At 71.5% G+C, this 25,477-nt stretch carries 23 protein-coding genes; 16 read left to right on the top strand and 7 right to left on the bottom strand.

Annotation, left to right across the window (positions count from 1 at the left end; all coding sequences use genetic code 11):
- Positions 1–108: 108 nt before the first annotated feature.
- Entirely contained in the window at positions 109–1,641 is a 1,533-nt protein-coding gene (locus ACWGDB_RS32715) for a DUF4331 domain-containing protein (protein ID WP_453825761.1), read from the bottom strand.
- Between the two features lie 209 nt (positions 1,642–1,850).
- Here ACWGDB_RS32715 and ACWGDB_RS32710 point away from each other — a divergent pair, with 209 nt between their 5' ends.
- From ACWGDB_RS32710 to ACWGDB_RS32700, 3 genes are all read left to right on the top strand, one after another.
- Entirely contained in the window at positions 1,851–2,393 is a 543-nt protein-coding gene (locus ACWGDB_RS32710; RefSeq protein ID WP_190073442.1) for a sigma-70 family RNA polymerase sigma factor, read from the top strand.
- Entirely contained in the window at positions 2,390–3,220 is an 831-nt protein-coding gene (locus ACWGDB_RS32705) for an anti-sigma factor (protein WP_453825760.1), read from the top strand. The genes ACWGDB_RS32710 and ACWGDB_RS32705 overlap by 4 nt, the downstream gene beginning before the upstream one ends.
- Before the next feature lie 126 nt (positions 3,221–3,346).
- Positions 3,347–3,616, top strand: a complete 270-nt coding sequence (locus tag ACWGDB_RS32700) for a hypothetical protein (protein ID WP_383607601.1) — start codon at positions 3,347–3,349, stop codon at positions 3,614–3,616.
- Between the two features lie 293 nt (positions 3,617–3,909).
- On the opposite strand, the gene ACWGDB_RS32695 is transcribed toward ACWGDB_RS32700, so the two are convergent.
- Both ACWGDB_RS32695 and ACWGDB_RS32690 read right to left on the bottom strand, forming a co-directional pair.
- Complete coding sequence (locus ACWGDB_RS32695) at positions 3,910–4,692, bottom strand: ABC transporter permease (protein ID WP_453825759.1); 783 nt, start codon at positions 4,690–4,692, stop codon at positions 3,910–3,912.
- Positions 4,689–5,642 (bottom strand): ATP-binding cassette domain-containing protein, encoded by a 954-nt coding sequence (locus tag ACWGDB_RS32690; protein WP_453825758.1) that lies wholly within the window; start codon positions 5,640–5,642, stop codon positions 4,689–4,691. The genes ACWGDB_RS32695 and ACWGDB_RS32690 overlap by 4 nt, the downstream gene beginning before the upstream one ends.
- Positions 5,643–5,705: 63 nt before the next feature.
- Between ACWGDB_RS32690 and ACWGDB_RS32685 the strand changes: the two genes are divergently transcribed.
- On the top strand, positions 5,706–6,422 hold the full coding sequence (locus ACWGDB_RS32685) for a TetR/AcrR family transcriptional regulator (RefSeq protein WP_453825757.1): 717 nt from the start codon (positions 5,706–5,708) through the stop codon (positions 6,420–6,422).
- Here the strand turns inward: ACWGDB_RS32685 and ACWGDB_RS32680 are convergent.
- The 3 genes from ACWGDB_RS32680 to hmgA are packed head-to-tail and all read right to left on the bottom strand — an operon-like array spanning position 6,419 to position 9,716.
- Positions 6,419–7,561, bottom strand: a complete 1,143-nt coding sequence (locus ACWGDB_RS32680) for a type ISP restriction/modification enzyme (protein WP_453825756.1) — start codon at positions 7,559–7,561, stop codon at positions 6,419–6,421. The two genes, ACWGDB_RS32685 and ACWGDB_RS32680, sit on opposite strands and share 4 nt — an antisense overlap.
- A 26-nt stretch (positions 7,562–7,587) precedes the next feature.
- Positions 7,588–8,337, bottom strand: coding sequence for a GntR family transcriptional regulator (locus ACWGDB_RS32675; protein ID WP_453825755.1), 750 nt, complete (start codon positions 8,335–8,337; stop codon positions 7,588–7,590).
- A gap of 26 nt (positions 8,338–8,363) precedes the next feature.
- Positions 8,364–9,716: a homogentisate 1,2-dioxygenase gene (gene hmgA / locus ACWGDB_RS32670; protein ID WP_453825754.1), complete on the bottom strand. Its 1,353-nt coding sequence runs from the start codon at positions 9,714–9,716 to the stop codon at positions 8,364–8,366.
- A gap of 183 nt (positions 9,717–9,899) precedes the next feature.
- Between hmgA and ACWGDB_RS32665 the strand changes: the two genes are divergently transcribed.
- The 12 genes from ACWGDB_RS32665 (at position 9,900) to ACWGDB_RS32610 (ending at position 24,121) form a co-directional block, all read left to right on the top strand.
- Positions 9,900–10,529 carry a hypothetical protein gene (locus ACWGDB_RS32665; RefSeq protein WP_453825753.1) on the top strand — a complete coding sequence of 210 codons (630 nt, stop codon included), beginning with the start codon at positions 9,900–9,902 and terminating at the stop codon, positions 10,527–10,529.
- The gene (locus ACWGDB_RS32660) at positions 10,526–11,140 is read left to right on the top strand and encodes a TetR family transcriptional regulator (protein WP_383607609.1); all 615 of its coding nucleotides are present in this window, start codon (positions 10,526–10,528) and stop codon (positions 11,138–11,140) included. Before ACWGDB_RS32665 ends, ACWGDB_RS32660 begins: the two co-directional genes overlap by 4 nt.
- A gap of 218 nt (positions 11,141–11,358) precedes the next feature.
- Positions 11,359–13,638: a molybdopterin oxidoreductase family protein gene (locus ACWGDB_RS32655; protein WP_453825752.1), complete on the top strand. Its 2,280-nt coding sequence runs from the start codon at positions 11,359–11,361 to the stop codon at positions 13,636–13,638.
- A gap of 122 nt (positions 13,639–13,760) precedes the next feature.
- Positions 13,761–15,188, top strand: coding sequence for a CitMHS family transporter (locus ACWGDB_RS32650; RefSeq protein ID WP_453825751.1), 1,428 nt, complete (start codon positions 13,761–13,763; stop codon positions 15,186–15,188).
- 72 nt (positions 15,189–15,260) lie between these two features.
- Positions 15,261–16,499, top strand: coding sequence for an MFS transporter (locus ACWGDB_RS32645; protein WP_453825750.1), 1,239 nt, complete (start codon positions 15,261–15,263; stop codon positions 16,497–16,499).
- A gap of 100 nt (positions 16,500–16,599) precedes the next feature.
- Positions 16,600–17,199: a hypothetical protein gene (locus ACWGDB_RS32640; RefSeq protein ID WP_427841803.1), complete on the top strand. Its 600-nt coding sequence runs from the start codon at positions 16,600–16,602 to the stop codon at positions 17,197–17,199.
- Positions 17,189–18,058, top strand: a complete 870-nt coding sequence (locus tag ACWGDB_RS32635) for a class F sortase (RefSeq protein WP_453825749.1) — start codon at positions 17,189–17,191, stop codon at positions 18,056–18,058. The genes ACWGDB_RS32640 and ACWGDB_RS32635 overlap by 11 nt, the downstream gene beginning before the upstream one ends.
- A gap of 163 nt (positions 18,059–18,221) precedes the next feature.
- Positions 18,222–19,559: an ABC transporter ATP-binding protein gene (locus ACWGDB_RS32630; protein WP_453825748.1), complete on the top strand. Its 1,338-nt coding sequence runs from the start codon at positions 18,222–18,224 to the stop codon at positions 19,557–19,559.
- 30 nt (positions 19,560–19,589) lie between these two features.
- The gene (locus ACWGDB_RS32625; protein WP_453825747.1) at positions 19,590–20,042 is read left to right on the top strand and encodes a DUF3574 domain-containing protein; all 453 of its coding nucleotides are present in this window, start codon (positions 19,590–19,592) and stop codon (positions 20,040–20,042) included.
- Between the two features lie 84 nt (positions 20,043–20,126).
- Entirely contained in the window at positions 20,127–21,515 is a 1,389-nt protein-coding gene (locus ACWGDB_RS32620; RefSeq protein WP_453825746.1) for an aldehyde dehydrogenase family protein, read from the top strand.
- Between the two features lie 11 nt (positions 21,516–21,526).
- Positions 21,527–22,606 carry a Zn-dependent alcohol dehydrogenase gene (locus tag ACWGDB_RS32615; RefSeq protein ID WP_453825745.1) on the top strand — a complete coding sequence of 360 codons (1,080 nt, stop codon included), beginning with the start codon at positions 21,527–21,529 and terminating at the stop codon, positions 22,604–22,606.
- A gap of 192 nt (positions 22,607–22,798) precedes the next feature.
- Positions 22,799–24,121 carry an MFS transporter gene (locus ACWGDB_RS32610; RefSeq protein WP_453825744.1) on the top strand — a complete coding sequence of 441 codons (1,323 nt, stop codon included), beginning with the start codon at positions 22,799–22,801 and terminating at the stop codon, positions 24,119–24,121.
- Here ACWGDB_RS32610 and ACWGDB_RS32605 read toward each other — a convergent pair.
- A complete protein-coding gene (locus tag ACWGDB_RS32605; protein WP_453825743.1) occupies positions 24,113–25,063 on the bottom strand; it encodes a DMT family transporter in 951 nt (316 codons plus the stop codon). The two genes, ACWGDB_RS32610 and ACWGDB_RS32605, sit on opposite strands and share 9 nt — an antisense overlap.
- Positions 25,064–25,477: the final 414 nt, after the last annotated feature.

Genomic DNA, 25,477 nt, shown 5'->3' with positions numbered 1-25,477 from the left:
TTGTCACGTGCGGCGGCGCGGCCCGCGCCGTGGGGGATGAATACTGCGCGGGCCGCGCCAGTTGAGGGCCGGTCGGCGAACTGCCGTTCCCGGCTTTCCGGGGAGTGCCTAGTACGCCCGGTCCCGCATACGCCGCCACCACATCAGCGCCGCGCCGATCAGCAGGATGCCCAACGCTCCGGCGCCCGCTGATCCGGCGATCAGCTTCATGTCGGTGCCGCCGGAGGCCCCCGCCGGCTGCAGCGCGTCGCCGAGCTGGCTGCGGACGTCCGTCTCGCCGTCCGTGCCCTTGGCGAGCGGGCCGCGGGAACCCTCGGTCGGGAGGGCGACGTACGGGAAGGCCTTCTCGAAGTCCTTGTCGTTCTTGTCGACGGCGTCGCCCAGGTCGTTCTTGGCGCCGAGCAGTTCACCCTCGACGACCTGGAGCGAGGCGTCGATCACGTCGTCGGTGAGGCGACGGCCGTTCGGGAAGCCGGCGTTGTCGCCGTCGAGGACACCGAGCCGCTTGGGTTCGGCGGTCGGCTTGATCGAGGTGTTCAGGCGCAGCATCTCCGAAGGCGTGACATGCGGGGGCTGGTTGAGGCCCTTCACGCCCTTGAGGAAGACGTCGACGAGGTCGTTGCGCGGCTCGTCGGGCGCCGGGATCTTGTAGATCGCCTCGATGAGCTTCGGCAGCTCCGGGTTGGTGACGTTCTTCAGGAACTGGGCGTCCTCCCAGGGCGCGGACGCGTTGAACTTGTCCTTGTCCTTGATGGGGTTGACGACCTCGTTGACCAGCGGGCTGCCCAGGCGCGAGACCTGCTCGAAGTGGCCCTGCGCGTTCTTGCGCTGGGTCGTCGACCAGATGCCGACGATCGGCTGGTCCGCCGACTCGGCGATCATGTGGCTCGGGACCTGCAGGGCGATGGAGTTGACGTTGTAGCCCTTGAGCGTGTCGTTGCCGACCTCGGAGAGGTTCCCGCCGTACAGCAGGTCGAAGACGCGCAGGTCCAGGAAGAACGGGTCGTCGGCCTGCCCGGCGAACGAAGTGGCGTCGCCCGCGAGCTTGTGCACGGCCTGGTCGCGCAGCTTGGCGTAGTCCGGCATCGACGCCTTGCCGACGTTCGACGGCGCCACCGGTACGTCGTTGGCGACCTTCGTCTTCGACACCAGGTGCTGGTCCTTGAGCTTCAGCAGCTCGACGTCGTACGTCTGCGTGATGTTGAGGTCGGGGTCGTCCAGACTCTCGACCGGACCCGTGTTGTACAGGAACGTCTTCTTGTTCTTGACGTGCGTCTTGAAGGTGAAGCGGTACAGCAGCTCGCCCTGCGCGTCACCGTTGTTGTCGATGTGGATGTCGTACTGGGCGTCCTCGGCGAACGTGAAGAAGTTCGGCCCGCCGGCGGGCTCCTCGAACGGTATCCAGTTCGCGACGATCGTCGTCGTGTCCGGCTTGTCCGGGCTGACGAACGCGTACACGTCCGTGTTGTCGTACTGCGGAGTCCCCGAGATCAGCGGGGCCTCGCGGTGGCTGGAGGCGGAGGCCGCCCCCGGTACCAGCGCGGTCACGCCGGCGGCTGCGAGCCCCCCGGCGGCCAGCGCACCGCACACGAGGGTCGCGAGGCCCTTGCGTCCCGCACCGCTCCTGGAATTAGGTGTCATGCTGTCCGTCCTCAGTGCCAACTTGCCTGACGCACCGGGATTCGGAGCCGGGGGCGGGCCGGATTGGTCGATCTCGAAAACAAATTTTTCGGCTGTTCGACCCGCTTTTTCGGTCCGTTGATCCGTAACCCCATCCGGAGGTGTGTTCGTTGCGAATACCTCGTGGGACGAGACGGCCGAGATGCGGTCTGGCTGGAGGGGGAGACGAGTTGGAGGCGGACGAGCTGCTGGTGCTCGTGGCGGGCGGGGACCAGAAGGCGTTCGAGGAGCTGTACGGGCTGGTCTCCGGGCCGGTGTTCGGGCTCGTACGGCGGGTCGTGCGCGACCCCGCCCAGTCGGAGGAGGTGGCGCAGGAGGTGCTGCTCGAACTGTGGCGGTCCGCCGCGAAGTTCGACCCGGGCCGGGGCAGTGCCCTGTCGTGGATCCTCACCCTCGCCCACCGCCGCGCCGTCGACCGGGTGCGCAGCGCCCGCGCGGCCGGTGAGCGCGAGCAGCGCGAGGCACTGCGCGCGAACCACCCCGCGTTCGACCATGTCGCCGAGGAGGTCGAGGCAGGCCTCGAACGCGAGTGGGTGCGGCGCTGCCTGGAACGGCTCACGGCACTGCAACGTCAGTCCGTCACCCTCGCCTACTACGACGGCTACACATACCGTGAAGTGGCCGAGCGGCTCTCCCTGCCGCTCGGCACGGTCAAGACCCGGATGCGCGACGGACTCACCCAGCTGCGCAAGTGCCTGGGAGGTGTCGCGTGAGCTTCGTCGACCGACTGCTCCGGCGCGAGGACCTGCACTCCCTCGCCGCCCCCTACGCCCTCGACGCCCTGGAACCCGGCGAGCGGTACCGCTTCGAGAAGCACCTGAGGAACTGCGCCCTCTGCGCCGCCGAGGTGCGCACACTGTCCGAGGACGCCGTGCGCCTCGCCTGGTCGACGGCCGCCGCGCCGCCCGCCGCGATGCGCGACCGGGTGCTGGCCGCCGTACGGACGACTCCGCAGGAGTCCGCCGGGCGGGAAGCGGGCCGGGAGCCGGCCCGCACGCGAGCCGGCCAGCTGCCGCCGCATGTGTGGGGGAACCAGCCGCCGCCGCGCACCCGTGCGACCAGGACGCGCCCCTTGCTGGCGCCGTTCGCCACCCTCACGGCCGCCGCGGCGCTCGTCGTCGCGTCCCTCTTCGCCGTCCAGGCGACCAAGACGCAGGAGCAGCTGGACGCGCAGCGTGCGCGGGCAAGTGAGATCGCTAACGTTCTCGCCGCACCCGACGCCCGGGCGACCTCCGGCGAGGACGCTGAGGGGCGGACGATCGGAGTGGTCGCCTCCGCATCGGAGGGGCGCGCGATCGTCACTCTGAGCGGCTATGGCGATCTGCCGAGCGGGCGGGTGCACCAGCTCTGGCAGATGCGCCCCGATGTGCAACCACGCTCCCTCGGGCTCTTCGACGGCGACACGCCCTTGCTGGCGTCCGGTCTCGACAAGTCGGCGACGTCACTGGCTGTGACGGTGGAGCCGGACGGAGGGTCTCCGCAGCCCACCAGCCAGCCCGTTGTCCAACTCGCCCTGAAATCGGTTGGATTCGGAGAGTAATCACGGACGAGTCGTCAACACCCTTACGGGGAAGGTGAATCCTGTGACCGCGATACACGAGTGCCTCATCGGGGCGATAGGGTTAACCTGCCCGGGCCGGGTGGACTCGTACGGGTGGGGAGTGACATGGATCAGATAACAGTGCGCAGCAGGGCCAGGGTCCCTGCGATCACCTGCGGGAGCGGTGCGACCAGTTCGCGCCTCGACCGCCATCTCTCGGTGCTGGCGGGTCCCGCCGTGCCGCAGACGGAGGCGGCCGAAGCGACCTCGCTGATGCTTGAGCTGACCAGTCGTGACACCACGCACGCACGCAGCGACCGGGGTGCGCGGGTCCGCCGCGTCTCGCTCTTCGCCCCGCTGCGTCGACTGCGTCGTTCGCTGTTCGGCGGGCGCTGACTCGCACCGGCGTTCCCCGGACGACCTTGGTAAGCCCGCGCTCGGCAACCGCTCCGACCCGGTGTCGCGCTGTCGCCGCCGTCATCCCCACGGCATGCAGCGGCGCCTCGGAGCGCTACCCCGGCGCGGGCCCAACCCCGAACTCCACCCACCCCGCTCCTCGGCCCACGTCCGCCCCACGTAACACCTCGGTCTCGTACGGACGTTGACGGGCCACCCTGCACAAACCGACGGCCGCGCCGGCGCCCCACCGGGCCGCCGACGCGGTCGTCGCGTCATTCAGTCGCCTGACGTCACCTCTCCCCGCGCGCACACCGGCGTACCGCGAGCGGTGCGAACACCGCTATGAGCACCGCACACCAGGCCAGCGACCCGGCGACCGGATGCGCGACCGGCCAGGCGGCACCGTCCGGCACCGGGGCGTTGCCGAAGAGGTCCCGCAGGGCCGTGGTGACCGCGCTGATCGGGTTCCACTCGGCGAGGGTGCGCAGCCAGCCCGGCAGGCCGTCGGTCGGGATGTACGCGTTGGACAGCAGCGGCAGGATGAAGGTCGCACCGCCCAGCTGACCGGCGGCCTCCTCGTTCCGGGTCAGCAGCCCCAGGAAGATCCCAACCCACGTCGTCGCGAACCGGAACAGCAGCAACAGCCCCACCGCGCCCGCCGCTTCGAGGGCGGACCCCTCGATCCGCCAGCCCACCGCGAGCCCGACCAGCAGGAACGGCACCGTCCCGGCGGCCGTCACCAGCAGATCTGCGGCCGCCTGGCCGAGCGGCACGGCGGCCCGGCTCACCGGCAGCGTCCGCAGGCGGTCCATCACGCCGCGGTGGGTGTCCTGGGCGGCCTGGAACATGCCGGTCATGAGCCCGTTGGCCGCGGTCGCCACCAGCAGGCCCGGCACCAGGAAGGTCCGGTACTCGGCGCCGGGCATGGCCAGCGCGCTGCCGAGGACGTAGCCGAAGAACAGCAGCATGGTGATCGGCATGGTCTGGGTCAGGATCAGCAGACCCGGGTTGTTGCGGAGCCGCCGCAGCTGCCGGCCCAGCATCGCGCCGCCGTCGTACGCCAGGGTGCTCATGCCGCACGCTCCTCTTCCCGGGTTTCCTGGGTGAGTTGCAGGAACACGTCGTCGAGGCTCGGCGGTTTGAGGCTCGCGTCCAGCAACGGCACGCCCGCCGCGTCGAGTTCGCGCACCAGACGGGGGAGCGTGAGGGTGGCGTCCCGGGTGACGGCGGCGACGGACCGCCGTTCGTGGTCGAACGACGGCTCGGCTCCCGTGAGTTGGTCCAGGACGGCCGCTGCCTTCACCATGACGTCCGCGTCGGCGACGACGACCTCGACATGTGCGCCGATGGCCGACTTGAACTGCGCCGGCGAGCCCGAGTGCGCGACCCGCCCCCGGTCCACCAGGGCGATGTCGTCGGCGAGTTGGTCGGCCTCCTCCAGATACTGCGTGGTCAGCAGCACGGTGGTGCCCTCGGCGGTCAGCTCCCGCACCGCGTCCCAGATCCGGTTGCGGCTGGCGGGGTCGAGACCGGTCGTGGGTTCGTCCAGGAACAGCACGTCGGGGCGGCGCACCAGGCTCGCCGCCAGGTCGAGGCGGCGCCGCATCCCGCCCGAGTACGTGGACGCCGGGCGGTCGGCCGCGTCGGCGAGCCCGAAGCGGTCCAGGAGCTCGTCGGCCCGCTCGGCCGGCCCGCGCACCCGGTGCAGCCGGGCGAACAGCCGGAGGTTCTGGCGGCCGGTGAGGTCGCCGTCGACCGAGGCGTCCTGGCCGGTGACGCCGATGCTGCGGCGGACGGCCGCCGGATCGCGCAGCAGGTCGTGCCCGGCGACCCGGGCCGACCCGGCGTCCGGGCGCAGCAGCGTGGTGAGGAGCCGTACGGCCGTCGTCTTGCCCGCCCCGTTCGGGCCGAGGAGGCCGCAGACGGTGCCCTGCGTGACGGCCAGATCGAGTCCGCGCAGGGCGTGGACCTCACCGAATCGCTTCTCCAGGCCTTCACTAAGTACAGCGTACGTAGAAGTCATGGGTCGACCATAGCGCACTACGTACACTGTACGTAACTAGGATGGTGGCCGAGGTGATGATCGATGGCGGGCAAGGCGGCCGAACCACAGGTGATCTGGGCGCGTCCGGAGCGGACCGGGCGTGGACCCAGGCCCGCGTTCACGCGGGCGGACATCGCGGCTGCGGCGGTGCGGATCGCCGATACCGGTGGGCTGGATGCCGTGTCCATGCGGCATGTCGCGGCCGAGCTGGGCTGCGGGACGATGTCGCTGTACAACTACGTCCCCCGTAAGGAGGACCTGTACGAGCTGATGATCGACGCGATCGGTGCCGAGCACGACATCCGGGAGCCCTCGGGCGACTGGCGTGCCGACATGATCCGCAACGCGCAGGAGACCCGGGCGATCATGCACCGCCACACCTGGGTGCCGCGTCTGATGTCAGGGGTGTACGGCTTCAGCCCCAACACCCTGCGCTACCTGGAGCACTGCCTGGCCTGTCTGGAACCGCTTGACGTCGCGTACAGCGTGAAGATGGAACTGGTCGCGCTGCTCAACGGCGTCGTGACGACGTACACCGCGAACGAGCTCGCCACCGCCGAGCGCACCCGTGCCATGCCCTGGTCCGAGGAGGAGGAGAACGCGGTCCGCATCGCCTACCTCGGCAGCCAGGTCGCCACCGGCAGGTATCCGCGCCTCGCCGCGGCCTTCATGGCGGACAGCGGGCCGATCGATCTGGAGGCGGTGTTCACAAGCGCGCTCGAACGGGTGCTGGACGCATTCGACCCCGACCCGCGTTAGATCAGCGCGAGTTGCCCCTCCGGTCCCTCCTCGTGCCCGTCCAGCACCGACGCCGGTCTGCGGGCCGGCCCGGGGACCGGCAGGACCCCGGCCCTGTGGAGGTCGGTTGCCGTGATGGCGGAGGTCAACTCCTCGTGGAACGGCGGGAGTTCTGCCAGCAAGGCCAGGACCGTGATCAGTTCCAGCAGCTCCGACGTCCACCCCTGCGGCCAGGTCGCCGGGCGGATCGCCGCCAGTGCGCCGGGCTCGGGCTCCATGACCCGGGCGGTGAACCACTGCTCCAGAACCCTCGCGCCGGCCAGCTCGAAGTCCCAGGCCTCCGGCGGCACGGGGGAGACGCGGCCCTCGTCGAGGTGCAGCGTCTCCTCGTCGCGGTCGTAGTGCAGGGTCAGGGGGCGGGCCGGCAGCGGGGCGCGGACGTAGGGGCGACGGCCGCCGGGTAGCTTCGGGCGGTCGCCGTCGCGGCGCATCAGCCACAGCATGCGGTGGCCCGACTCCACGCCGCGCGCCCAGAGTTCGGGGTCCTGCGTGAGCGGGACGGTGAGGTCGGGGCGGGCGGCGGCGAGGATCCAGGCGAGCACGTCCGACGGCGCGGGGGAGTGGCCCAGCCGGGAGGCGAGGTGGCGCAGCAGGCCCGGCGCCAGGTTGGGTTCCACGCCTCCGGGGCGGCGGTACAGCGGGCGGACGCGGCCCGGGCGCAGCAGCGGCAGCAGTGAGGTCGCCAGCAGCGGGGAGTCGGGGGTCTCCAGCACGAAGACCTGCCGCTCGTCCGCCACCCGCCACAGTTCGGGGCGGGCCGCGTCGATCAGACGGTGGTCGGGGATCAGCCACTGCTCGTCGAACGGGGCGTGCAGCACCCGTACCGGCTCCGGGCAGGGGCCCGAGGCGCGGATCAGCTTCTCCGTGCCGGTGGAGTGGCCGGGCAGCTGTCCGACCGCCGAGTGCAGGGTGCGGGAGCGCGTCGGCTCCAGCAGGGCGTCCCGGTCCGGGCCCTCGGCCTTCACGAAGGCGTCCCAGCGGGCCTTCAGGGACGCCGCGTCGGGACCCGTCGGCCACCCCCGGCCGAGCCGCGGCGGTGCGACGGACCACGGCATGAGGTCCGCCAGCGGCGGAGCGTCGTCGTGCGTCACGCTGGGCATCGTACGACCTGGCTGGGACACATGGGTCAGGTGGCGTCCAGGGTCACCGTGAAGGAGAAGCGGTCGCCGCGGTAGTGGATGACCGCGGCGTCGAGGACACGCCCCTGCGCGTCGTACGTCACGCCCGTGTAGTGCAGGATCGGGCTCAGCAGCGGGACTTGCAGCAGCCGCGCCGTCTCCGGGTCGGCCAGCCGGGCCTCCACCGTGTCCGTGATGCGGCTGATGTCCGCCCCGACGACGTCCCTCAGCACCTTGGTCATCGGCCAGCGGACGAGGTCGTCCAGGTCGATGCGCGCGGCCAGTTCGGGGCGGACGTAGTTGCGGGCGTGGTTGGTCGGCTCGCCCGACTTCTCCTCACTGCGCAGACGGTGGTACGTCGCCACCTCCTCGACACCCGGGAAGAACTCGGCGACTTCGGCGGGCACGGGTGCCGTGCCGTGGTCCAGCAGCTCCGTGACCATGCCGGACTGCTGGGCCACGATCGCGTCCACCGAGCCGAGCAGCCGCACGGGGGCACCCGGGAGGGCGTCCGGCTCGATGAAGGTGCCGCGTCTGCGGTGGCGCGTGATCAGGCCCTCGTCCTCCAGCTCCTTCAGCGCCTGCCGCATGGTCAGCACGCTCACGCCGTAGTGCTCCGCCAACTGCTCCTCGGTGGGCAGGCGCAGCGGGTCCTGCGGCCGGCGGCCCAGTATCGAGGCGCGCAGTGACTGCGACACCTGGTACCAGAGCGGCAGTTTGCGGTTCAGGACGATGGAGTCCGGGGCGAAGGAGGTCACGGGTCATCCGTACCGGTCGGGGATCTTTACTGCAAGGGGCGGAAGTGCCGCTCCATGCCGTGCCACACGTCGTCGTAGCGCTCCTGCAGGTGCTCGGCGCCGACCGCGTGCGGGGTCAGGGTGACCGGCCAGCGCGTCTCGAACATGAAGGCCAGACCGTCGTCGATCTTCTGCGGCTTCAGCTCGGCCGCGCTCGCCCGGTCGAACGTCTCCCGGTCCGGCCCGTGCGCCGACATCATGTTGTGCAGCGACCCGCCGCCCGGCACGAAGCCCTCGGCCTTCGCGTCGTAGGCGCCCTCGATGAGGCCCATGTACTCGCTCATCACGTTCCGGTGGAAGTACGGCGGCCGGAAGGTGTCCTCGCCGACCAGCCAGCGCGGCGCGAACACGACGAAGTCGACGCCCGCGAGGCCCGGTGTGTCCGACGGGGACGTCAGCACCGTGAAGATCGACGGGTCGGGGTGGTCGTAGGAGATGGTGCCGATCACATTGAAACGGCGCAGGTCATAGATGTACGGCAGATGGTTGCCGTGCCAGGCGACCACGTCGAGCGGGGAGTGGTCGTACGTGGCCGTCCAGAGGTTGCCGCAGAACTTGTTCACCACCTCCACCGGGCCCTCGACGTCCTCGTACGCGGCCACCGGCGCCTTGAAGTCCCGTGCGTTCGCGAGGCCGTTGGCGCCGATCGGGCCGAGGTCGGGGAGGTGGAAGGGCGCCCCGTAGTTCTCGCACACATAGCCGCGGGCTGAGGCATCCAGCAGCTCCACACGGAAGCGCACCCCACGCGGAATCAGTGCCACATGCCCCGGCTCCGCATGCAGCAGCCCGAACTCCGTGCGCAGCAGCAGCCCGCCCTGCTCCGGCACGATCAGCAGCTCGCCGTCGGCGTCGCTGAAGACGCGGTCCATCGAGGAGGTGGCGTGATACAGGTGCACGGCCATGCCGGTGCGCTGGGTGGCGTCGCCGTTGCCGCCCAGGGTCCACAGGCCGGCCAGGAAGTCGGTGCCGGGGACGGGCTCGGGCAGCGGGTTCCAGCGCAGCCGGTTCGGGTCCGGCGCGGACTGGGTGAAGGGTGCCGTGCGGATCGCGGCGTTGTCGGTGCGTGTGAACGCCGGGTGGGCGGCCGACGGGCGGATGCGGTACAGCCACGAGCGGCGGTTGTGGGCCCTCGGCTCCGTGAACGCCGAACCGCTCAGCTGCTCCGCGTACAGCCCCAGCGGGGCCCGCTGGGGTGAGTTCCGGCCCTCGGGAAGAGCGCCGGGCACCGCCTCCGAGCTGTGCTCGTTGCCGAAACCGGAGAGGTAGGTCAGCCCTTCCGCGGTCTTCCGCGCTCCCTCACGCTCGAACGCGCTCGCGCGGGAGGTACCCCCATCGCTCATGATCGCTCCCTCGAGATCTGATTCCTATGCTTCACCGTAGGATTGCGATTTCATCCGCGCAAGTGATCCGCCGGACCTCCTCTGTGGAGGCGACGGGAAACGGACGGGAACCCGACTCCAGGCGGAGGGGAACCCGACTCCAGGGGGATCCGGCTGTCGGACCGGTGTTCTAGTCTCCCGGGCATGTCATGGACACGGACCCTGCTCGCCGCGCTCGCCGTCTGTGTCCTGCTGCTGACCGGGTCCGCGGGCTGTGGCTCCGGCGACGCGCGGCAACAGGACGCGGACGGAGTCTCGCCCGCGCCGGTGGGCAAGGTCCTCGACGACACCGACGACCAGGGGCGGCACTTTCGCGAGGTGGGCAAGGGCGACGCCCCCGAGGTCGGCATCGAGGTGCAGCCGGACCCGGACGGCGGCGACCGGGGCTGGGACGTACGGCTGACGGTCCGCAACTTCCGCTTCTCGCCCGCCGGTGCGCCGGCGCGGGCGGTCGCCGGTCGCGGGCTCGCGCACCTATACGTCGACGACCGCCTCGTCGCCAGGCTGCGCGGCCCCGACCACCGGCTCGCGGCGGAACTCGTCCCGCGCGGCACGCACCAGGTCACCGTCCGGCTGTACGCGGACGACGGCACGGTGTGGGCCGTGGACGACGGCCCCGTCGAGAGCACGGCCGACATCACGGCATCGGAGGCGGAGACGGCCCTGGCGCCGGTGCCGACGTCGACAGCGTCCGCCGCGGCACTGAGCGCGCCGGGTACCCGCTTCCGTACAGGGGGTCGAGGTTCACCGGACCGAGGCGGAAAGGCATCATGAAGACCGTGCCCCACCCAGACACGCTTCGCCGGGCGCCTGTGCAGCGGCGCAGCGCCGAACGGCTCACCAGGATCCTGGACGCCTGCGCCGACCTCCTCGACGAGGTCGGCTACGACGACCTGAGCACTCGGGCCGTCGCCCAGCGCGCCGGTGTCCCCATCGGCTCGGTCTACCGGTTCTTCGGCAACAAGCGCCAGATGGCCGACGCCCTGGCCCAGCGCAACCTGGAGCGCTACGCCGCTCGTGTCACCGAGCGCCTCAAGGAGGCCGGTGACGGGGGCTGGCGTGCGGCGATGGACGCCGTGCTCGACGAGTACATCGCCATGAAGCGCACCGCGCCCGGCTTCTCCCTCGTCGACTTCGGCAACCAGATCCCCGTCGGCACCCGCGGCGAGCCCAATCACCGCGTCGCCGACGCCCTCACCGACCTGCTCTCCGGCTACCTCGGCCGCGAACCCGACGAGGACCTCCGCCGCACCTTCCTCATCGCCGTCGAAACCGCCGACACCCTGGTCCACCTCTCGTTCCGAGTGGCCCCGGAGGGCGACGAACGGATCATCGAGGAGGCGCGGGAGATGCTGCGGGCGTATCTGGCGCGGGTGCTGGACTGACGGCCTCGCCCCCGTGTCGCGCCGGCAGCCCTGTCGGGAGCAGGACCGACTCTCCGACGGGCTGACGCGGCCACCGGAACGGGACGACCGGCCGTCCGGCGGGCCGACGGCTCGCGAATTTCCGACCTCACCCCCGGAGAGGACTCCCCTCCGTGCATACCGGTCGGTATGCTAAACCTCACCCGCGCGCCACCGCCGTCGCCACCCCGGGAGGACCCGTGTCCCGCACCGCACTGCGCATCTGCCCCCTGTGCGAGGCCACCTGCGGCCTGACGCTCACCATCGAGGGGACCGCGGTCACCGGTGCCCGCGGTGACCGCGACGACGTGTTCAGCCAGGGGTTCATCTGCCCCAAGGGCGCCTCCTTCGGGGCCGTCGACGGTGACCCCGACCGGCTGCGCACCCCGCTCGTGCGCAAGGACGGGGAACTGCGCGAGGCCACCTGGGAGGAGGCCTTCGACGCGGTCGCCGCCGGTGTCCGGGCGGTCGTCGAGCGGTACGGGCCGAACTCGGTGGGCGTCGTGCTCGGCAACCCCAACGTGCACACCGTGGCCGGCGCGCTCTACCCGCCGGTCCTGCTCGCCGGCCTGCGCACCCGCAGCATCTTCACCGCCTCCACGGTCGACCAGATGCCCAAGCACGTCTCCAGCGGCCTGCTCTACGGCGACGCCCTCGCGATCCCCGTGCCGGACCTGGACCACACCGACCATCTGCTCCTCATCGGCGCCAACCCCCTCGAGTCCAACGGCAGCCTGTGCACCGCCCCCGACTTCCCGGGCAAGCTGAAGGCGCTCAAGGCCCGCGGCGGCACCCTCACCGTCATCGACCCGCGCCGCACCCGCACCGCCAAGCTCGCCGACCGGCACATCGCGATCCGGCCCGGCACCGACGCGCTGCTCCTCGCGGCGATGGCGTCCGTCCTCTTCGAGGAAGGGCTCGTGGCTCCCGGTGCGTCGGCACCGCACCTCCAGGGACTTTACGAACTTCCCGACGCCGTACGGGACTTCACCCCCGAAGCCGTGGCTGACGCCTGCGACGTGGACGCCGGCACCATCCGCGTCCTCGCCCGCGAGCTGGCCGCGGCCCCCACCGCCGCCGTCTACGGCCGCATCGGCAGCTGCACCGTCCCGCACGGCACCCTGGCCAGCTGGCTCGTCGACGTCCTCAACATCCTCACCGGCAACCTCGACCGCCCCGGCGGCGCCCTCTTCCCGCAGGCGGCCACCGACAAGACGCCCCGCCCCGCAGGACCCGGACACGGCTTCGCGCTCGGGCGCTGGCAGTCGCGGGTGAGCCGGCATCCCGAGGCCAAGGGGGAGCTGCCGCTGTCCGCTCTGGCCGAGGAGATCGACACGGCCACCGAGGAGGGCGAGCCGGTCCGGGCGCTCATCGCGGTCGCCGCCAACCCGGTCCTGTCGTCCCCCGACGGCGACCGCCTCGACAGGGCCCTCGACTCGCTCGACTTCATGGTCAGCGTCGACCCGTACCTCAACGAGACCTCGCGCCACGCCCACGTCCTGCTCCCGCCGCCCCCGCCCTCGCAGAGCCCGCACCACGACTTCGCCTTCAACACCCTCGCCGTCCGCAACCAGGTCCGCTACACCCGCCCCGCCGTCCCGCTGGAGCCGGGCCGGATGGCGGAGGCGGAGATCCTGGCCCGGCTGATCCTGGCCGCGACCGGCATGCACGGCACCGACCCGGCCGCGGTCGACACGCTGGTCATCGACCAGACCCTCGGCAAGGCCGTCAAGGAGCCGCACTCTCCGGTCCACGGCCGCGATCCGAAGGAACTCGCCGCGCACCTCACGGGCGTGAACGGCCCCGAGCGGCGCCTCGACATGATGCTGCGCCTCGGCCCGTACGGCGACGGCTTCGGCGTACGACCGGACGGCCTCACCCTGGAGAAGCTGCTCGCGCATCCGCACGGCATCGACCTCGGCCCGCTGCAGCCCCGGCTGCCGCAGCCGCTGAAGACCGTCAGCGGCAAGGTGGAGCTGCTGCCGCGGCCCATCGCCGACGACCTGCCCCGCCTGCGGGCGGCCCTGCGCGAGCGCACCGACGGGCTCGTCCTGGTCGGCCGCCGCCATCTGCGCTCCAACAACAGCTGGATGCACAACGTGCCCGCCCTCACCGGCGGCGCCAACCGCTGCACCCTGCACATCCATCCCGAGGACGCCGAGCGGCTGGAGCTGCGGGACGGGGCACCCGTCCGCGTGAAGGGCGCCGGCGGGGAGGTGGTGACGCAGGCCGAGGTCACCGACACGGTCCGGCCCGGTGTCGTCAGCCTGCCGCACGGCTGGGGCCACAACCGCCCCGGCACCCGGCTGAACCATGCGCTGAAGGACCCCGGCGTCAACGTCAACCAGCTCCTCGACGGCAGCCTGCTCGACCCGCTCTCGGGCAACGCGGTCCTCAACGGCGTACCCGTGCTGCTTTTCCCGGGGGACCTGCGCGAAACAGGCCACCGTGGCAGCGCTGTGAGCAGTGCAAAGCTGTGACCAGCAGTTTTGCGCTTATTGCTCGCATGTCAACGTCTTGTTAACGCCGCTTGACGGGACCTAACGTCAACGCACCGCCGGCCCTGGTGGGTCGTTCAAGGGCGAACGTTAGGTATCCACTCATGCTGACCATCCTTGGCTTCGCCATGATCGCGACCTTCCTGGTCCTGATCATGATGAAGAAGATGTCGCCGATCGCGGCGCTCGTGCTGATTCCGGCACTGTTCTGCGTCTTCGTCGGGAAGGGCGCCAAGCTCGGTGACTACGTCCTCGACGGCGTCACCGACCTCGCCCCCACCGCGGCGATGCTCATGTTCGCGATCGTCTACTTCGGTGTGATGATCGATGTCGGCCTCTTCGACCCGATCGTTCGGGGAATTCTGAAGTTCTGCAAGGCCGACCCGATGCGGATCGTGGTCGGCACGGCGATCCTCGCCGCGATCGTCTCGCTCGACGGCGACGGCTCGACCACCTTCATGATCACCGTCTCGGCGATGTACCCGCTGTACAAGCGCCTGAAGATGAGCCTGGTCGTGATGACCGGTGTCGCCGCGATGGCCAACGGCGTGATGAACACGCTGCCGTGGGGCGGTCCGACCGCCCGCGCCGCCACCGCGCTCAAGCTCGACGCCAGCGACATCTTCGTCCCGATGATCCCGGCCCTCGCCGTCGGCCTGGTGGCCGTCTTCGTCCTCTCGTACTTCCTCGGCCTGCGCGAGCGCAAGCGCCTGGGTGTGCTGACACTGGATCAGGTTCTGGTCGAGGAGAAGGCTGAGGAGAAGGAGACCGAGACGGTTCTCGTCGGCGCCGGTTCCGGTTCCGGTGCTTCCGGCACGGGCAAGGCCACCGGCGGTGCCGGCTCCGGCACGGACGCCGAGGACGACGACGAGGACGGCGACGCGGAGCGCTTCCAGGTCCTCGACCCGAACCGGCCCACGCTGCGTCCCAAGCTGTACTGGTTCAACGCGCTGCTCACGGGCGCCCTGCTGACCGCCATGATCATGGAGTGGCTGCCGATCCCGGTGCTGTTCCTGCTCGGCGCCGCGCTCGCCCTGACGGTCAACTTCCCGCACATCCCGGACCAGAAGGCCCGCCTCGCCGCCCACGCCGACAACGTCCTCAACGTCTCCGGCATGGTCTTCGCCGCCGCCGTCTTCACCGGCGTCCTCCAGGGCACCGGCATGGTGGACCACATGGCCAAGTGGATGGTGGACGTCATCCCCGAGGGCATGGGCCCGCACATGGCCCTGGTCACCGGTGTCCTGAGCCTCCCGCTCACCTACTTCATGTCGAACGACGGCTTCTACTTCGGCGTCCTGCCGGTCCTCGCCGAGGCCGGCGCGGCGCACGGCGTCACCCCGCTGGAGATGGCCCGCGCCTCCCTGGTCGGCCAGCCGCTGCACATGTCGAGCCCGCTCGTCCCGGCCGTGTACGTCCTGGTCGGCATGGCCAAGGTGGAGTTCGGCGACCACACCAAGTTCGTGGTGAAGTGGGCGGCGCTCACCTGCCTCATCATCCTCGCGGCGGGAATCCTCTTCGGAATCATCTGATCCCGCGAGCAAGCACCCTTCCGGGGCTCCCTCGGCTCCGGTAAGCCCGGCCTCTCCTGGAGGAACACGATCATGGCGCCCGGTGGGAACCGCGGCTGGCTGCTCCGCCTCGTCATCGCCTTCAGCTTCGCGCAGGGGGCGGTGTCGATGGCCCGGCCCGCCGTCTCCTACCGGGCCCTCGCGCTGGGCGCCGACGAGCGGGCGATCGGCGTGATCGCGGGCGTGTACGCCCTGCTGCCGCTCTTCGTCGCCGTCCCCCTGGGCCGCCGCACCGACCACGGCCGGTGTGCGCCGCTGCTGCCCGTCGGCGTCGTCCTGATATCCGGCGGCTGCGCCATGAGCGGCCTCGCGGACTCCCTGTGGGCGATGGCGATCTGGAGCGGGGTCATGGGCCTCGGTCACCTCTGCTTCGTCATCGGCGCCCAGTCGCTCGTGGCCCGCCAGTCCGCCCCGCACGAACAGGACCGCAACTTCGGCCACTTCACGATCGGCGCCTCGCTCGGCCAGCTGATCGGCCCGATCGCCGCGGGCGCGCTGATCGGCGGCCGGGACATGGCGGGGACCAGCGCACTCGCCCTGCTGGTGGCGGGCGCGGGCGGCGCGGTCGCGCTGACCTCGCTGTGGCGCATAGAGAGCCGTACGACGGCCGGGTCCGGCAAGGACCGGGGCGAGCGCGTCCCCGTCCGGCGCATCCTGCGCGCCCGGGGTGTGCCCGCCGGCATTTTCATCAGCCTCGCCGTGCTGTCCGCGACCGACATCCTCACCGCCTACCTCCCGGTGGTCGGCGAGCACCGGGGCATCGCTCCGTCCGTGATCGGCCTCCTGCTCAGCCTGCGCGCGGCCGCCACCATCGCCTGCCGCCTGGTCCTGACGCCCCTGCTGCGACTCCTCGGCCGGACCCTGCTGCTGACCGTGACCTGTCTGCTGGCGGCCCTGCTGTGCGCCGGGATCGCGCTGCCGGTGCCGGTGTGGGCGCTGGCCCTGATCCTGGCGGTGCTGGGCTTCTGCCTCGGCGTCGGACAGCCGCTGTCCATGACGACGGTCGTCCAGGCGTCCCCCGACGGTGCCCGCTCCACGGCCCTCGCCCTGCGGCTGACCGGCAACCGCCTCGGGCAGGTCGCCACGCCCGCGTCGGCGGGCCTGATCGCGGGCCTCGCGGGCGTGGCGGCGCCGTTCGTGATGCTGGGGGCGCTGTTGCTGCTGTCGGCGGGGGTCGCATTGCGGGCGCGGACAAGGCCGGTGGGGGAGTCGGAGGACGCCGGCGAGCGGGGCGGAGCCAGACCGGCATTGGGGCGAAAGAGTGGTATCTGACGGGTTGTAGGGCGGTGCTCCCCCGATTCGTCGCGCGCATGTGAAAGAGAGTCAGGCAAAGGGCTATTTGTACGAAAATCGTCTGACTCGGAGGACTAGCATGCCCACCACGCCTCTTCCACGCCGCGCCGGACTGCGTATCGCCGCCGTCACGGCGCTCACCGCCGCACTCACGCCGCTCACGGGGCTGCCGACGGCGGGCGCCCAGGAGAATGCCACCATCAAGATCCACACGGCGCCGTGGGACGGGGTCGCGCGCACGCCGTACGGAGACGCGATCGACGAGCCGCGGGTCTGCCGGTTCTACCTCGACGCGCTCAACTTCGAAGAGGTGACGAGCGCCACCTACCGCATCGCGGCCGAACCCCCGGTCGGCGGAGGTGCCGGGCTCACCGGGACCATCAACCTGGCGAACGGCGCCGGCCACTCCGCGGACCTGACGCTGCCCGACGGGCAGTACCGGCTCTACTGGACATACCCGGGCGCCACGGCCCCCGAGCGGGAGAAGAGCTTCACCGTCGACTGCCGGTCCTCGATGTCGACGCCCTCGCCCGGCCCGCAGGGCGGTCCGCCGGCCGGCGGTGGCGGGATCGCTCGCGACGAGGCGTTCACCACGGTCGCCGGAGCCGGCGTCGTCGGCCTGGCCGCGGTGGGCGGGGTGATGTGGTTCCGGCTCCGTCGTCGTACGCATGGCGCGTAGGAGGCGACGCAGGCCCTGGTACCGGAGGCGCGCCTACCGTCTGACGAGGACGGCCGTACTGGCCGCCGCGCTGGTGGTGGTCGGCGTCCGGTGCGACCACGAGCGGCCCGGAGTGGATACGGCCGCTCCGGGCTCCCCCGAGGCCTCCGAGGTCCGATCCGCCGGCACCGCTTCCGGTGCCGGCGGGGCGGGCGCCGACTCCCGCCCCGGCGCCACGGACACGGGCGCCGCCGCCCGCGAGGCGTCGCCCCGGCAACCCGCTCCCTCCGAAACGCAGACCCCGCCCGAAAGCGCGGCCAACAGCCCCTCCCCGCCACCCCCGAGCCCCGCCGACAAGGAGAAGGCGGCCAAACGCCCGGCCGCGCCCCGCCCCCTGCCCCGCTCCCGTGCGACCCGCCTCGTCATCCCCTACATCGGCGTCGACGCCACCCTCATCGACCTGCGCCTCGACAGCGAGCGGCGACTGCCCGCACCCCCCGAGGACGAGCCCGAGGTGGCCGGCTGGTACGCCGACGGGCCGTCACCCGGTGAGCAGGGCACCGCCATCGCGGTGGGTCATCTCGACACCAACACCGGCCCCGCCGTCTTCGGCGGGCTCGGCGAACTGAAGCGCGGCAAACGCATCGAGGTCCGGCGTGCCGACGGCCGCTCCGCCGTCTACAAGGTGGACGCCATCAAGTCGTACGAGAAGGACAAGTTCCCCAACCGGGAGGTGTACGGCGTCCGGAGCCGTCCCGAGCTGCGGCTGATCACCTGCGGCGGCAACTACGACCGCCGGACCGGCTATTCGGGCAACGTCGTCGTCTTCGCCCATCTCGTCGCGACCCGTGAGCCGAGAGCGGCCGCCGACAAGCGCTGAATCTGGTCGTCCGCTTTCTCATCTGGCGGACCGCGACGCCCGATTCCGCCCAGTCCCTTCCCCCGGCCGCACACATTCCGTTAACTTCCGTGACTCATACGCCCCGTACGACCCGCACGAGGCGTTCTACCGCGGAGCAAATGAGCCCCCGGGGGCAGCCGTCATGACACGCGCCATATCCCTGCACCAGGTGAGCAAGTCGTACACGCGAGGCGTCCGGGTCGTGGACCGGCTTTCGCTGGACATCGAGCCCGGCGAATTCCTCGTCCTCCTCGGGCCCTCCGGCTGCGGCAAGTCCACCGTGCTGAGGATGATCGCCGGGCTGGAGGAGATCGACGAGGGCGAGCTGCGGCTGGACGGCGAGTGGTCCAACGACCTGCTGCCCGCCGACCGGCACATGGCGATGGTCTTCCAGAACTTCGCCCTCTATCCGAGCATGACGAGCCGCGACAACATCGGCTTCCCGCTGCGCATCGAGTCGCCCGGCGAGGATCCCCGCGCACGGGTGGACGCCACCGCGCGCATGCTGGGCATCGAGGACCTCCTCGACCGCTTCCCCGCCCAGCTCTCCGGCGGTGAACGCCAGCGCGTCGCCATGGGCCGGGCCATCGCCCGCCACCCCACCGCCTTCCTGATGGACGAGCCGCTGTCCAACCTCGACGCCAAGCTGCGCAACCATCTGCGCGCCGAAATCTCCGCTCTCACCCGGAACCTGGGCGTCACCACGGTGTACGTCACCCACGACCAGGCCGAGGCGATGTCGCTCGGCGACCGGGTGGCCGTCCTGCGCGGCGGCGTCCTCCAGCAGGTCGGCACCCCGCGTTCGGTGTACGCCCTGCCCCGCAACGTCTTCGTCGCCGCCTTTATCGGCACCCCGCGCATCAACCTCCTGCGCGGCCTCGTACGCGCCCCGCTGGACGGCGCGATGACCATCAGCCTCGGCAAGCAGTACCTCCGGCTGCCCGAACCGCTGTCCCTGGACCACCAGTTGCTCCGCGTCCAGCAGGGCCGCGAGGTGATCGTGGGCCTGCGCTCGGAGGCGGTGCGGATCGCCTCGCCCGCCACCGCCCGACCCGGCGAGGTGCACATCACCGGCCTCGTCGAGCACGTGGAGTTCCAGGGGCACGAGGTCCTCGTCCACTTCAACACCGGCTCCCAGCCGGCCGTCGTGCCGGACCTGGAGGCGCCGCGCGCCGCCCCGCCGGTCCGGCGGCGCCGCCGTGAGGCCGGCACGGTGCTGGAGCGGCTCCGCAGCAAGGCGGGCGCGTTGCGCGCCGGTCCGGTGGTGACGCTGGAACATCCGGCCGACGCCGCCGCCGGCCTGGCGCCGCCCGAGGGCCGGCTGCCCGGCGATCTCATCGTGCGCACCACGCCCGACATCGACCTCCGGCACGGCATGCAGGTCCCGCTCCTCGTCGACATCGCCCACCTGTTCGTCTTCGACCAGCACGGCGACCGCATCTGCCCGGCCCCGGCGCGACTGCCGGATCTGGATGAATGAGATATCTCGGGCATAGGTAGCCATGGGTGCATGAATATGCAACTCACCCGGACCAGGACCGCCTTGGTGGTGTCCGGTCTGCTGCTGGCCGTCGGCGCGCCCACCGCTTACGCCACTCTCGACGACGGAACCGCCTCGGCGCCGTCGCGGGGTGAGCCGTACGTGCAGACGCAGCTCTTCTTCGGCACCGCGCGCCCCGACGGCGGCCCGGCCGTCACCGACCGGCAGTTCATGGCGTTCGTCGACAAGGAGGTCACGCCGGACTTCCCGGACGGCCTGACCGTGCAGAGCGGGCGCGGGCAGTGGCGGGGCGCGAGCGGGGTGATCGAGAAGGAGCGCTCGTACGAGCTGATCCTGCTGTACCCGGCGGGGCGGGCGGCCGCGAACGACGGGAAGATCGAGGAGATCCGTCGGGTCTACGCGAAGCAGTTCGGCCAGGAGGCCGTGGCTAGGGTGGACGACAGGGCCAGAGTGGACTTCTGAAGCCGGGGGAGCCTGGCGCCCGAAAACTATCGCCGCTAGTTTATGAGTGGCACGACGACACGGCCCAGCCCGGGAGGACGCACCATGAAGGCGCACGACGGCATGTACATCGACGGCGAGTGGCGCCCCGCCACCGGCCCGGACACCATCGACGTCGTGAACCCGGCCGACGAGCAGGTCATCGGCCAGGTGCCGGCCGGCACGGCCGCCGACGTCGACAGCGCCGTACGGGCCGCCCGTGCCGCCCTCCCGGCCTGGGCCGCCACCCCGCCCGCGGAACGGGCCGCCCGGCTGACCGCGCTCCGGGACGCACTGGAGGCCCGCAAGGACGAGATCGCCGAGACGGTCACCGCGGAGCTCGGCTCGCCGCTGAAGCTCTCGCAGACCGTGCACGCGGGCGTGCCGATCGCGGTCGCGGGCGGCTACGCCGAACTCGCGGCGACGTATGCCTTCGAGGAGAAGGTCGGCAACTCCACCGTCCACCACGAGCCCATCGGCGTGGTCGGCGCGATCACGCCCTGGAACTACCCGCTCCACCAGATCGTCGCCAAGGTCGCCCCGGCGCTGGCCGCCGGCTGCACGGTCGTGCTGAAGCCCGCCGAGGACACGCCGCTGGTCGCCCAGCTCTTCGCCGAGGCGGTGCACGAGGCCGGCGTCCCCGCGGGCGTCTTCAATCTGGTCACCGGCCTCGGCCCGGTCGCGGGCCAGGCACTCGCCGAGCACCCGGGCGTCGACCTGGTCTCCTTCACCGGCTCCACGGCCGTCGGCCGGCAGATCGCGGCGGTCGCCGGCGCGGCGATCAAGAAGGTCGCCCTGGAGCTCGGCGGCAAGTCGGCCAACGTCATCCTGCCGAGCGCCGACCTGGCCAAGGCGGTCAACGTCGGCGTCGCCAACGTCATGTCCAACTCCGGGCAGACGTGCAGCGCCTGGACGCGGATGCTGGTGCACCGGGACCAGTACGACGAGGCCGTCCAGCTGGCCACGGCCGCCGCCGCGAAGTACGGCGAGCGGATCGGCCCGGTGGTGAACGCCAAGCAGCAGGAGCGGGTGCGCGGTTACATCGCCAAGGGTGTGGCGGAGGGCGCGCGGCTGGTCGCCGGCGGCCCCGAATCGCCGCGCGAGCAGGGCTACTTCGTCTCCCCGACCGTCTTCGCCGACGTGACCCCGCAGATGACGATCGCCCAGGAGGAGATCTTCGGCCCGGTCCTGTCCGTCCTGCGCTACGAGGACGAGGAGGACGCCCTGCGCATCGCCAACGGCACCGTCTACGGCCTCGCCGGCGCGGTCTGGGCGGGGGACGAGGCGGAGGCGGTGGCCTTCGCCCGCCGTATGGACACCGGACAGGTCGACATCAACGGCGGCCGCTTCAACCCGCTCGCCCCCTTCGGCGGCTACAAGCAGTCCGGCGTCGGCCGCGAGCTCGGCTCGCACGGTCTCGCCGAGTACCTCCAGACCAAGTCCCTGCAGTTCTGAGGAGCGTTCACGTGGTACGCGCAGCCGTCCTGCCCGAAGTGGGCGCCCCGCTGAAGATCACGGACATCGAGCTTCCCGACCCCGGCCCCGGCCAGGTCCGCGTCCGTCTCGCCGCCGCCGGGGTGTGCCACTCGGACCTGTCCCTGTCCAACGGCACCATGCGGGTGCCGGTCCCCGCCGTCCTCGGCCACGAGGGCGCCGGCACGGTCATCGCCGTCGGCGAGGGCGTCACCCATGTCGCGCCAGGCGCCGAGGTCGTCCTCAACTGGGCCCCGTCCTGCGGCAGCTGTCACGCCTGCTCGCTCGGCGAGGTCTGGCTGTGCGCCAACGCCCTCAACGGCGCCGCCGACGTGTACGCCCGCACCGCCGACGGGACCGACCTGCACCCCGGTCTGAACGTCGCCGCGTTCGCCGAGGAGACGGTCGTGCCGGCGGGCTGCGTCCTGCCGCTCCCGGCCGGCATCCCCCTCACCGACGCCGCCCTCCTCGGCTGCGCGGTCCTCACCGGCTACGGCGCCGTCCACCACTCGGCGCGGGTCCAGCCCGGCGAGACGGTCGCGGTGTACGGCGTCGGGGGAGTGGGGCTCGCGGCACTGCAGGCGGCCCGTATCGCGGGTGCCGGACGCATCGTCGCGGTCGACGTCTCCCCGGCGAAGGAGGATCTGGCGCGCGCGGCCGGAGCCACCGACTACGTGGTCGCCTCCGAGAACACCGCCCGCGAGATCCGGGGGCTGACGGACAAGCAGGGCGTGGACGTGGCCGTCGAGTGCGTGGGCCGCGCGGCCACGATCCGCACGGCCTGGGACTCCACCCGCCGCGGCGGCCGCACCACGGTCGTCGGCATCGGCGGCAAGGACCAGCAGGTCACCTTCAACGCCCTGGAGATCTTCCACTGGGGCCGGACCCTCTCCGGCTGCGTCTACGGCGACTCCGACCCGGCGCGGGACGTGCCGGTCCTTGCCGAGCTCGTAAACGCGGGCCGCCTGGACCTGGGCGCGCTCGTGACGGAACGGATCGGCCTGGAGGGCATCCCGGCGGCCTTCGAGAACATGCTCGCGGGGAGGGGCGGCAGGGCGCTGGTGGTGTTCTAGCCCTGCTTTCCACGCGCCCCGGCCTCCACGTGAGGCCGGGGCCGCAGGCATGCCCGGGCCCGCTCTGTGTGCCATGTGCAGGTAAAAACTCCTGCTGTACGACCGTTGACGTACATACCGTCCGGTCAGTACGTTCCCCGGAACCTGAGCCATCCCCCGTTCCGTCCCCAGCACCCATCGGAGTGTGCACGCATGGACACGGCACCTTCCGCCCAGCCGCTCACCCCTACCGCGCCCGCCGCCGGCAACCGCCGCCGCGTCGCCACCGCCGCCGCTCTCGCGTCAGCCGTGGAGTGGTACGACTACTTCGTCTTCGGCATCGCTGCCGCTCTCGTTCTCGGCGACCTGTACTTCCCGGCCGGCAGCCCCACCGCCGGGGTGCTCGCGTCCTTCGCGACCTTCGCCGTCGGCTTCCTGGCACGGCCCATCGGCGGCGTCGTCGCGGGCCAGCTGGGCGACAAGCGCGGCCGCAAGCCGATGCTGGTCCTCGCGCTCACCCTCATGGGCATCGCCACCACCGGCATCGGCCTGCTCCCGACCTACGACACGATCGGCGTCGCCGCCCCGATCCTGCTGGTCCTCTTCCGCGTGCTGCAGGGCATCGCCGTCGGCGCCCAGTGGGGCGGCGCGATGCTGATGGCCACCGAGTACGCCCCCGAGGGCAAGCGCGGCATCTACGGCAGCTTCGTCCAGCTCGGCGTCCCCATCGGCGTGGTGACCGCCAACACCGTATTCCTGCTGGCCGGCGCGTTCACCACCGACTCCGAGTTCGCGGCCTGGGCCTGGCGTGTGCCGTTCCTCGTCGGCCTGTTCGTCCTCGTGCTCGCCTGGTACATCCACACGCGCGTCGAGGAGACCCCCGAATTCCGGGACGCGGAGAAGAAGCTGGCCGAGAAGGAGAAGGGCGAGCAGTCGTCCCCGCTGCGGACGATCCTGCGCGACCACCTCGGTACGGTGCTGCTCGCCGGAGGCTCCTTCGCCGTGAACACGGCGACCTTCTACATCATCATCACCGGCGTGCTCGACTACACGACCCGCGAACTCGGTATGAAGAAGAGCGCCGTCCTCACCGTCTCGCTCTGCATCAGCCTCACCCAGCTGGTGCTGATCCCGGCCGCCGCCGCGCTCTCCGACAAGTTCGGCCGCATCCGTATCTACGCGATCGGCGCGGCCGGCATCGCGCTGTGGGCCATACCACTGTTCCTGCTGATCGACACCGGCTCACTGCTGTGGCTGGCCGTCGGCACGTTCGTCGCCAGCTGCTTCCTCAGCATCATGTACGGCCCCCAGGCGGCTCTGTTCGCCGAGCTGTTCACGCCCGAGATGCGCTACACGGGCGCCTCCCTCGGCTACCAGATCGCGGCCGTGCTCGGTGGTGGCCTCGCGCCCTTCATCATGGTGCTGCTGCTGGAGACCACGGGCACGTCGATGGCGGTCTCGGGCTACATCATCGGACTGTCGGTGATCGCCCTGCTGTCCATCAAGGTCCTTGCGGACAGGGCGCGTTCACGCTGACTCACGGGTCTGCTCGGGTTGTGGCACACCGGCCACGACCCGGGCGGCCCGAGCGCGGGAGCGCGACACGGCGACCCCGGCCAGACACAGCGCCCCGCCCGCCAGGGTGAGCAGCCCCGGCACCTCGCCCAGCGTCAGCCAGGACATCAGCACGACCAGCGCGGGCACCGCGTACGTGGTCGCGCCCATCCGGCCGGCGGTCGTACGGGCCAGGGCGTACGCCCAGGTCGTGAAGGCCAGCGCCAGCGAGAAGACGCCCAGGTAGACCATGTTGAGCGTGGCCGACAGCGAGGCGTCGGCCAGATCGCCGATCAGCTGCCCGGCGAACGGCAGGCAGAGCACCGCCCCGACCAGGCACCCGAACGTCGTCACCTGGAGGGCGCTCGCATGGCCGAGCGCCGGCTTCTGCGCCACGGCACCGCCCGCGTAGCCGATCGCGGCGAGCAGGCACAGCACCACGCCGAGCAGCGAGGAGCCACCTCCACCCGACATCGACAGCCCCACGGTCACCGCGCCCGCGAACGACACCGCCATTCCGGCCAGCAGCCGCGGCGGCATCGGATCGCCGAGCACCCGGGCGGCCAGCAGGGCTATCAGGATGGGCCCGATGTTCACCACGAGAGCCGCCGTACCGGCGTCCACCTGCTGCTCGCCCCAGTTCAGCACGACGCTGTAGAAGCCGAACCACAGCAGGCCCGATATCGCGATGCCGGGCCAGGCCGCCCGCGGCGGCAGCCCCTCCCGCCGGACCAGGCAGATGCCCCCCAGCACCAGCGCGCCGACAAGCAGCCGCCCCAACGCGAGCGCACCGGGCGAGTACTCGGCCCCCGCGCTCCGAATGGACACGAAGGCCGAGGCCCACAACACGACGGTCACGGTGGCCGCACCGGCAGCGAGAAGCTCGGGACGGCGGGCGGGGCGGGCGGAGGAGGCGCTCATCATGCTCCCGAGGCTAGGAGGAAAGGCAGGGCAAGGGCTCGCGGATTTCGGACGGGGCGATGGGGACGGTGCGGGGGCGGGGACGGCGCGGGGGCGGCGCCCGTCAAACCGGCGCCTGCGCAGCCATCGAGGCGCGGCGGGCGGTGCCTGTCATTCCGGCGTCCACTCGTCCAACCAAGGGGCGCGGGGAACTGCGCGACCAGCCCCCACGCACCCGCACCCGGCGTCTGCGCAGCCACCGAGGCACAAGGGCGGCCCCCGTCAATCCGGCGTCCACTCGTCCAACCAAGGGGCGCGGGGAACTGCGCGACCAGCCCCCACACACCCGCACCCGGCGTCTGCGCAGCCACCGAGGCACAAGGGCGGCCCCCGTCAATCCGGCGTCCACTCGTCCAACCAAGGGGCGCGGGGAACTGC

The organism is Streptomyces sp. NPDC055013 (assembly GCF_053608645.1).
This window is presented reverse-complemented; position numbering and strand designations above follow the sequence as displayed.

Coding starts and splice junctions, on each gene's coding strand:
- ACWGDB_RS32695 (WP_453825759.1), bottom strand. CDS start 4,692: ATGAGCACCCTGGCGTACGACGGCGGCGCGATGCTGGGCCGGCAGCTG.
- ACWGDB_RS32645 (WP_453825750.1), top strand. CDS start 15,261: ATGGCGCCCGGTGGGAACCGCGGCTGGCTGCTCCGCCTCGTCATCGCC.
- hmgA (WP_453825754.1), bottom strand. CDS start 9,716: ATGAGCGATGGGGGTACCTCCCGCGCGAGCGCGTTCGAGCGTGAGGGA.
- ACWGDB_RS32680 (WP_453825756.1), bottom strand. CDS start 7,561: ATGCCCAGCGTGACGCACGACGACGCTCCGCCGCTGGCGGACCTCATG.
- ACWGDB_RS32630 (WP_453825748.1), top strand. CDS start 18,222: ATGACACGCGCCATATCCCTGCACCAGGTGAGCAAGTCGTACACGCGA.
- ACWGDB_RS32635 (WP_453825749.1), top strand. CDS start 17,189: ATGGCGCGTAGGAGGCGACGCAGGCCCTGGTACCGGAGGCGCGCCTAC.
- ACWGDB_RS32640 (WP_427841803.1), top strand. CDS start 16,600: ATGCCCACCACGCCTCTTCCACGCCGCGCCGGACTGCGTATCGCCGCC.
- ACWGDB_RS32610 (WP_453825744.1), top strand. CDS start 22,799: ATGGACACGGCACCTTCCGCCCAGCCGCTCACCCCTACCGCGCCCGCC.
- ACWGDB_RS32650 (WP_453825751.1), top strand. CDS start 13,761: ATGCTGACCATCCTTGGCTTCGCCATGATCGCGACCTTCCTGGTCCTG.
- ACWGDB_RS32660 (WP_383607609.1), top strand. CDS start 10,526: ATGAAGACCGTGCCCCACCCAGACACGCTTCGCCGGGCGCCTGTGCAG.
- ACWGDB_RS32700 (WP_383607601.1), top strand. CDS start 3,347: ATGGATCAGATAACAGTGCGCAGCAGGGCCAGGGTCCCTGCGATCACC.
- ACWGDB_RS32625 (WP_453825747.1), top strand. CDS start 19,590: ATGAATATGCAACTCACCCGGACCAGGACCGCCTTGGTGGTGTCCGGT.
- ACWGDB_RS32690 (WP_453825758.1), bottom strand. CDS start 5,642: ATGACTTCTACGTACGCTGTACTTAGTGAAGGCCTGGAGAAGCGATTC.
- ACWGDB_RS32665 (WP_453825753.1), top strand. CDS start 9,900: ATGTCATGGACACGGACCCTGCTCGCCGCGCTCGCCGTCTGTGTCCTG.
- ACWGDB_RS32605 (WP_453825743.1), bottom strand. CDS start 25,063: ATGATGAGCGCCTCCTCCGCCCGCCCCGCCCGCCGTCCCGAGCTTCTC.
- ACWGDB_RS32685 (WP_453825757.1), top strand. CDS start 5,706: ATGGCGGGCAAGGCGGCCGAACCACAGGTGATCTGGGCGCGTCCGGAG.
- ACWGDB_RS32715 (WP_453825761.1), bottom strand. CDS start 1,641: ATGACACCTAATTCCAGGAGCGGTGCGGGACGCAAGGGCCTCGCGACC.
- ACWGDB_RS32620 (WP_453825746.1), top strand. CDS start 20,127: ATGAAGGCGCACGACGGCATGTACATCGACGGCGAGTGGCGCCCCGCC.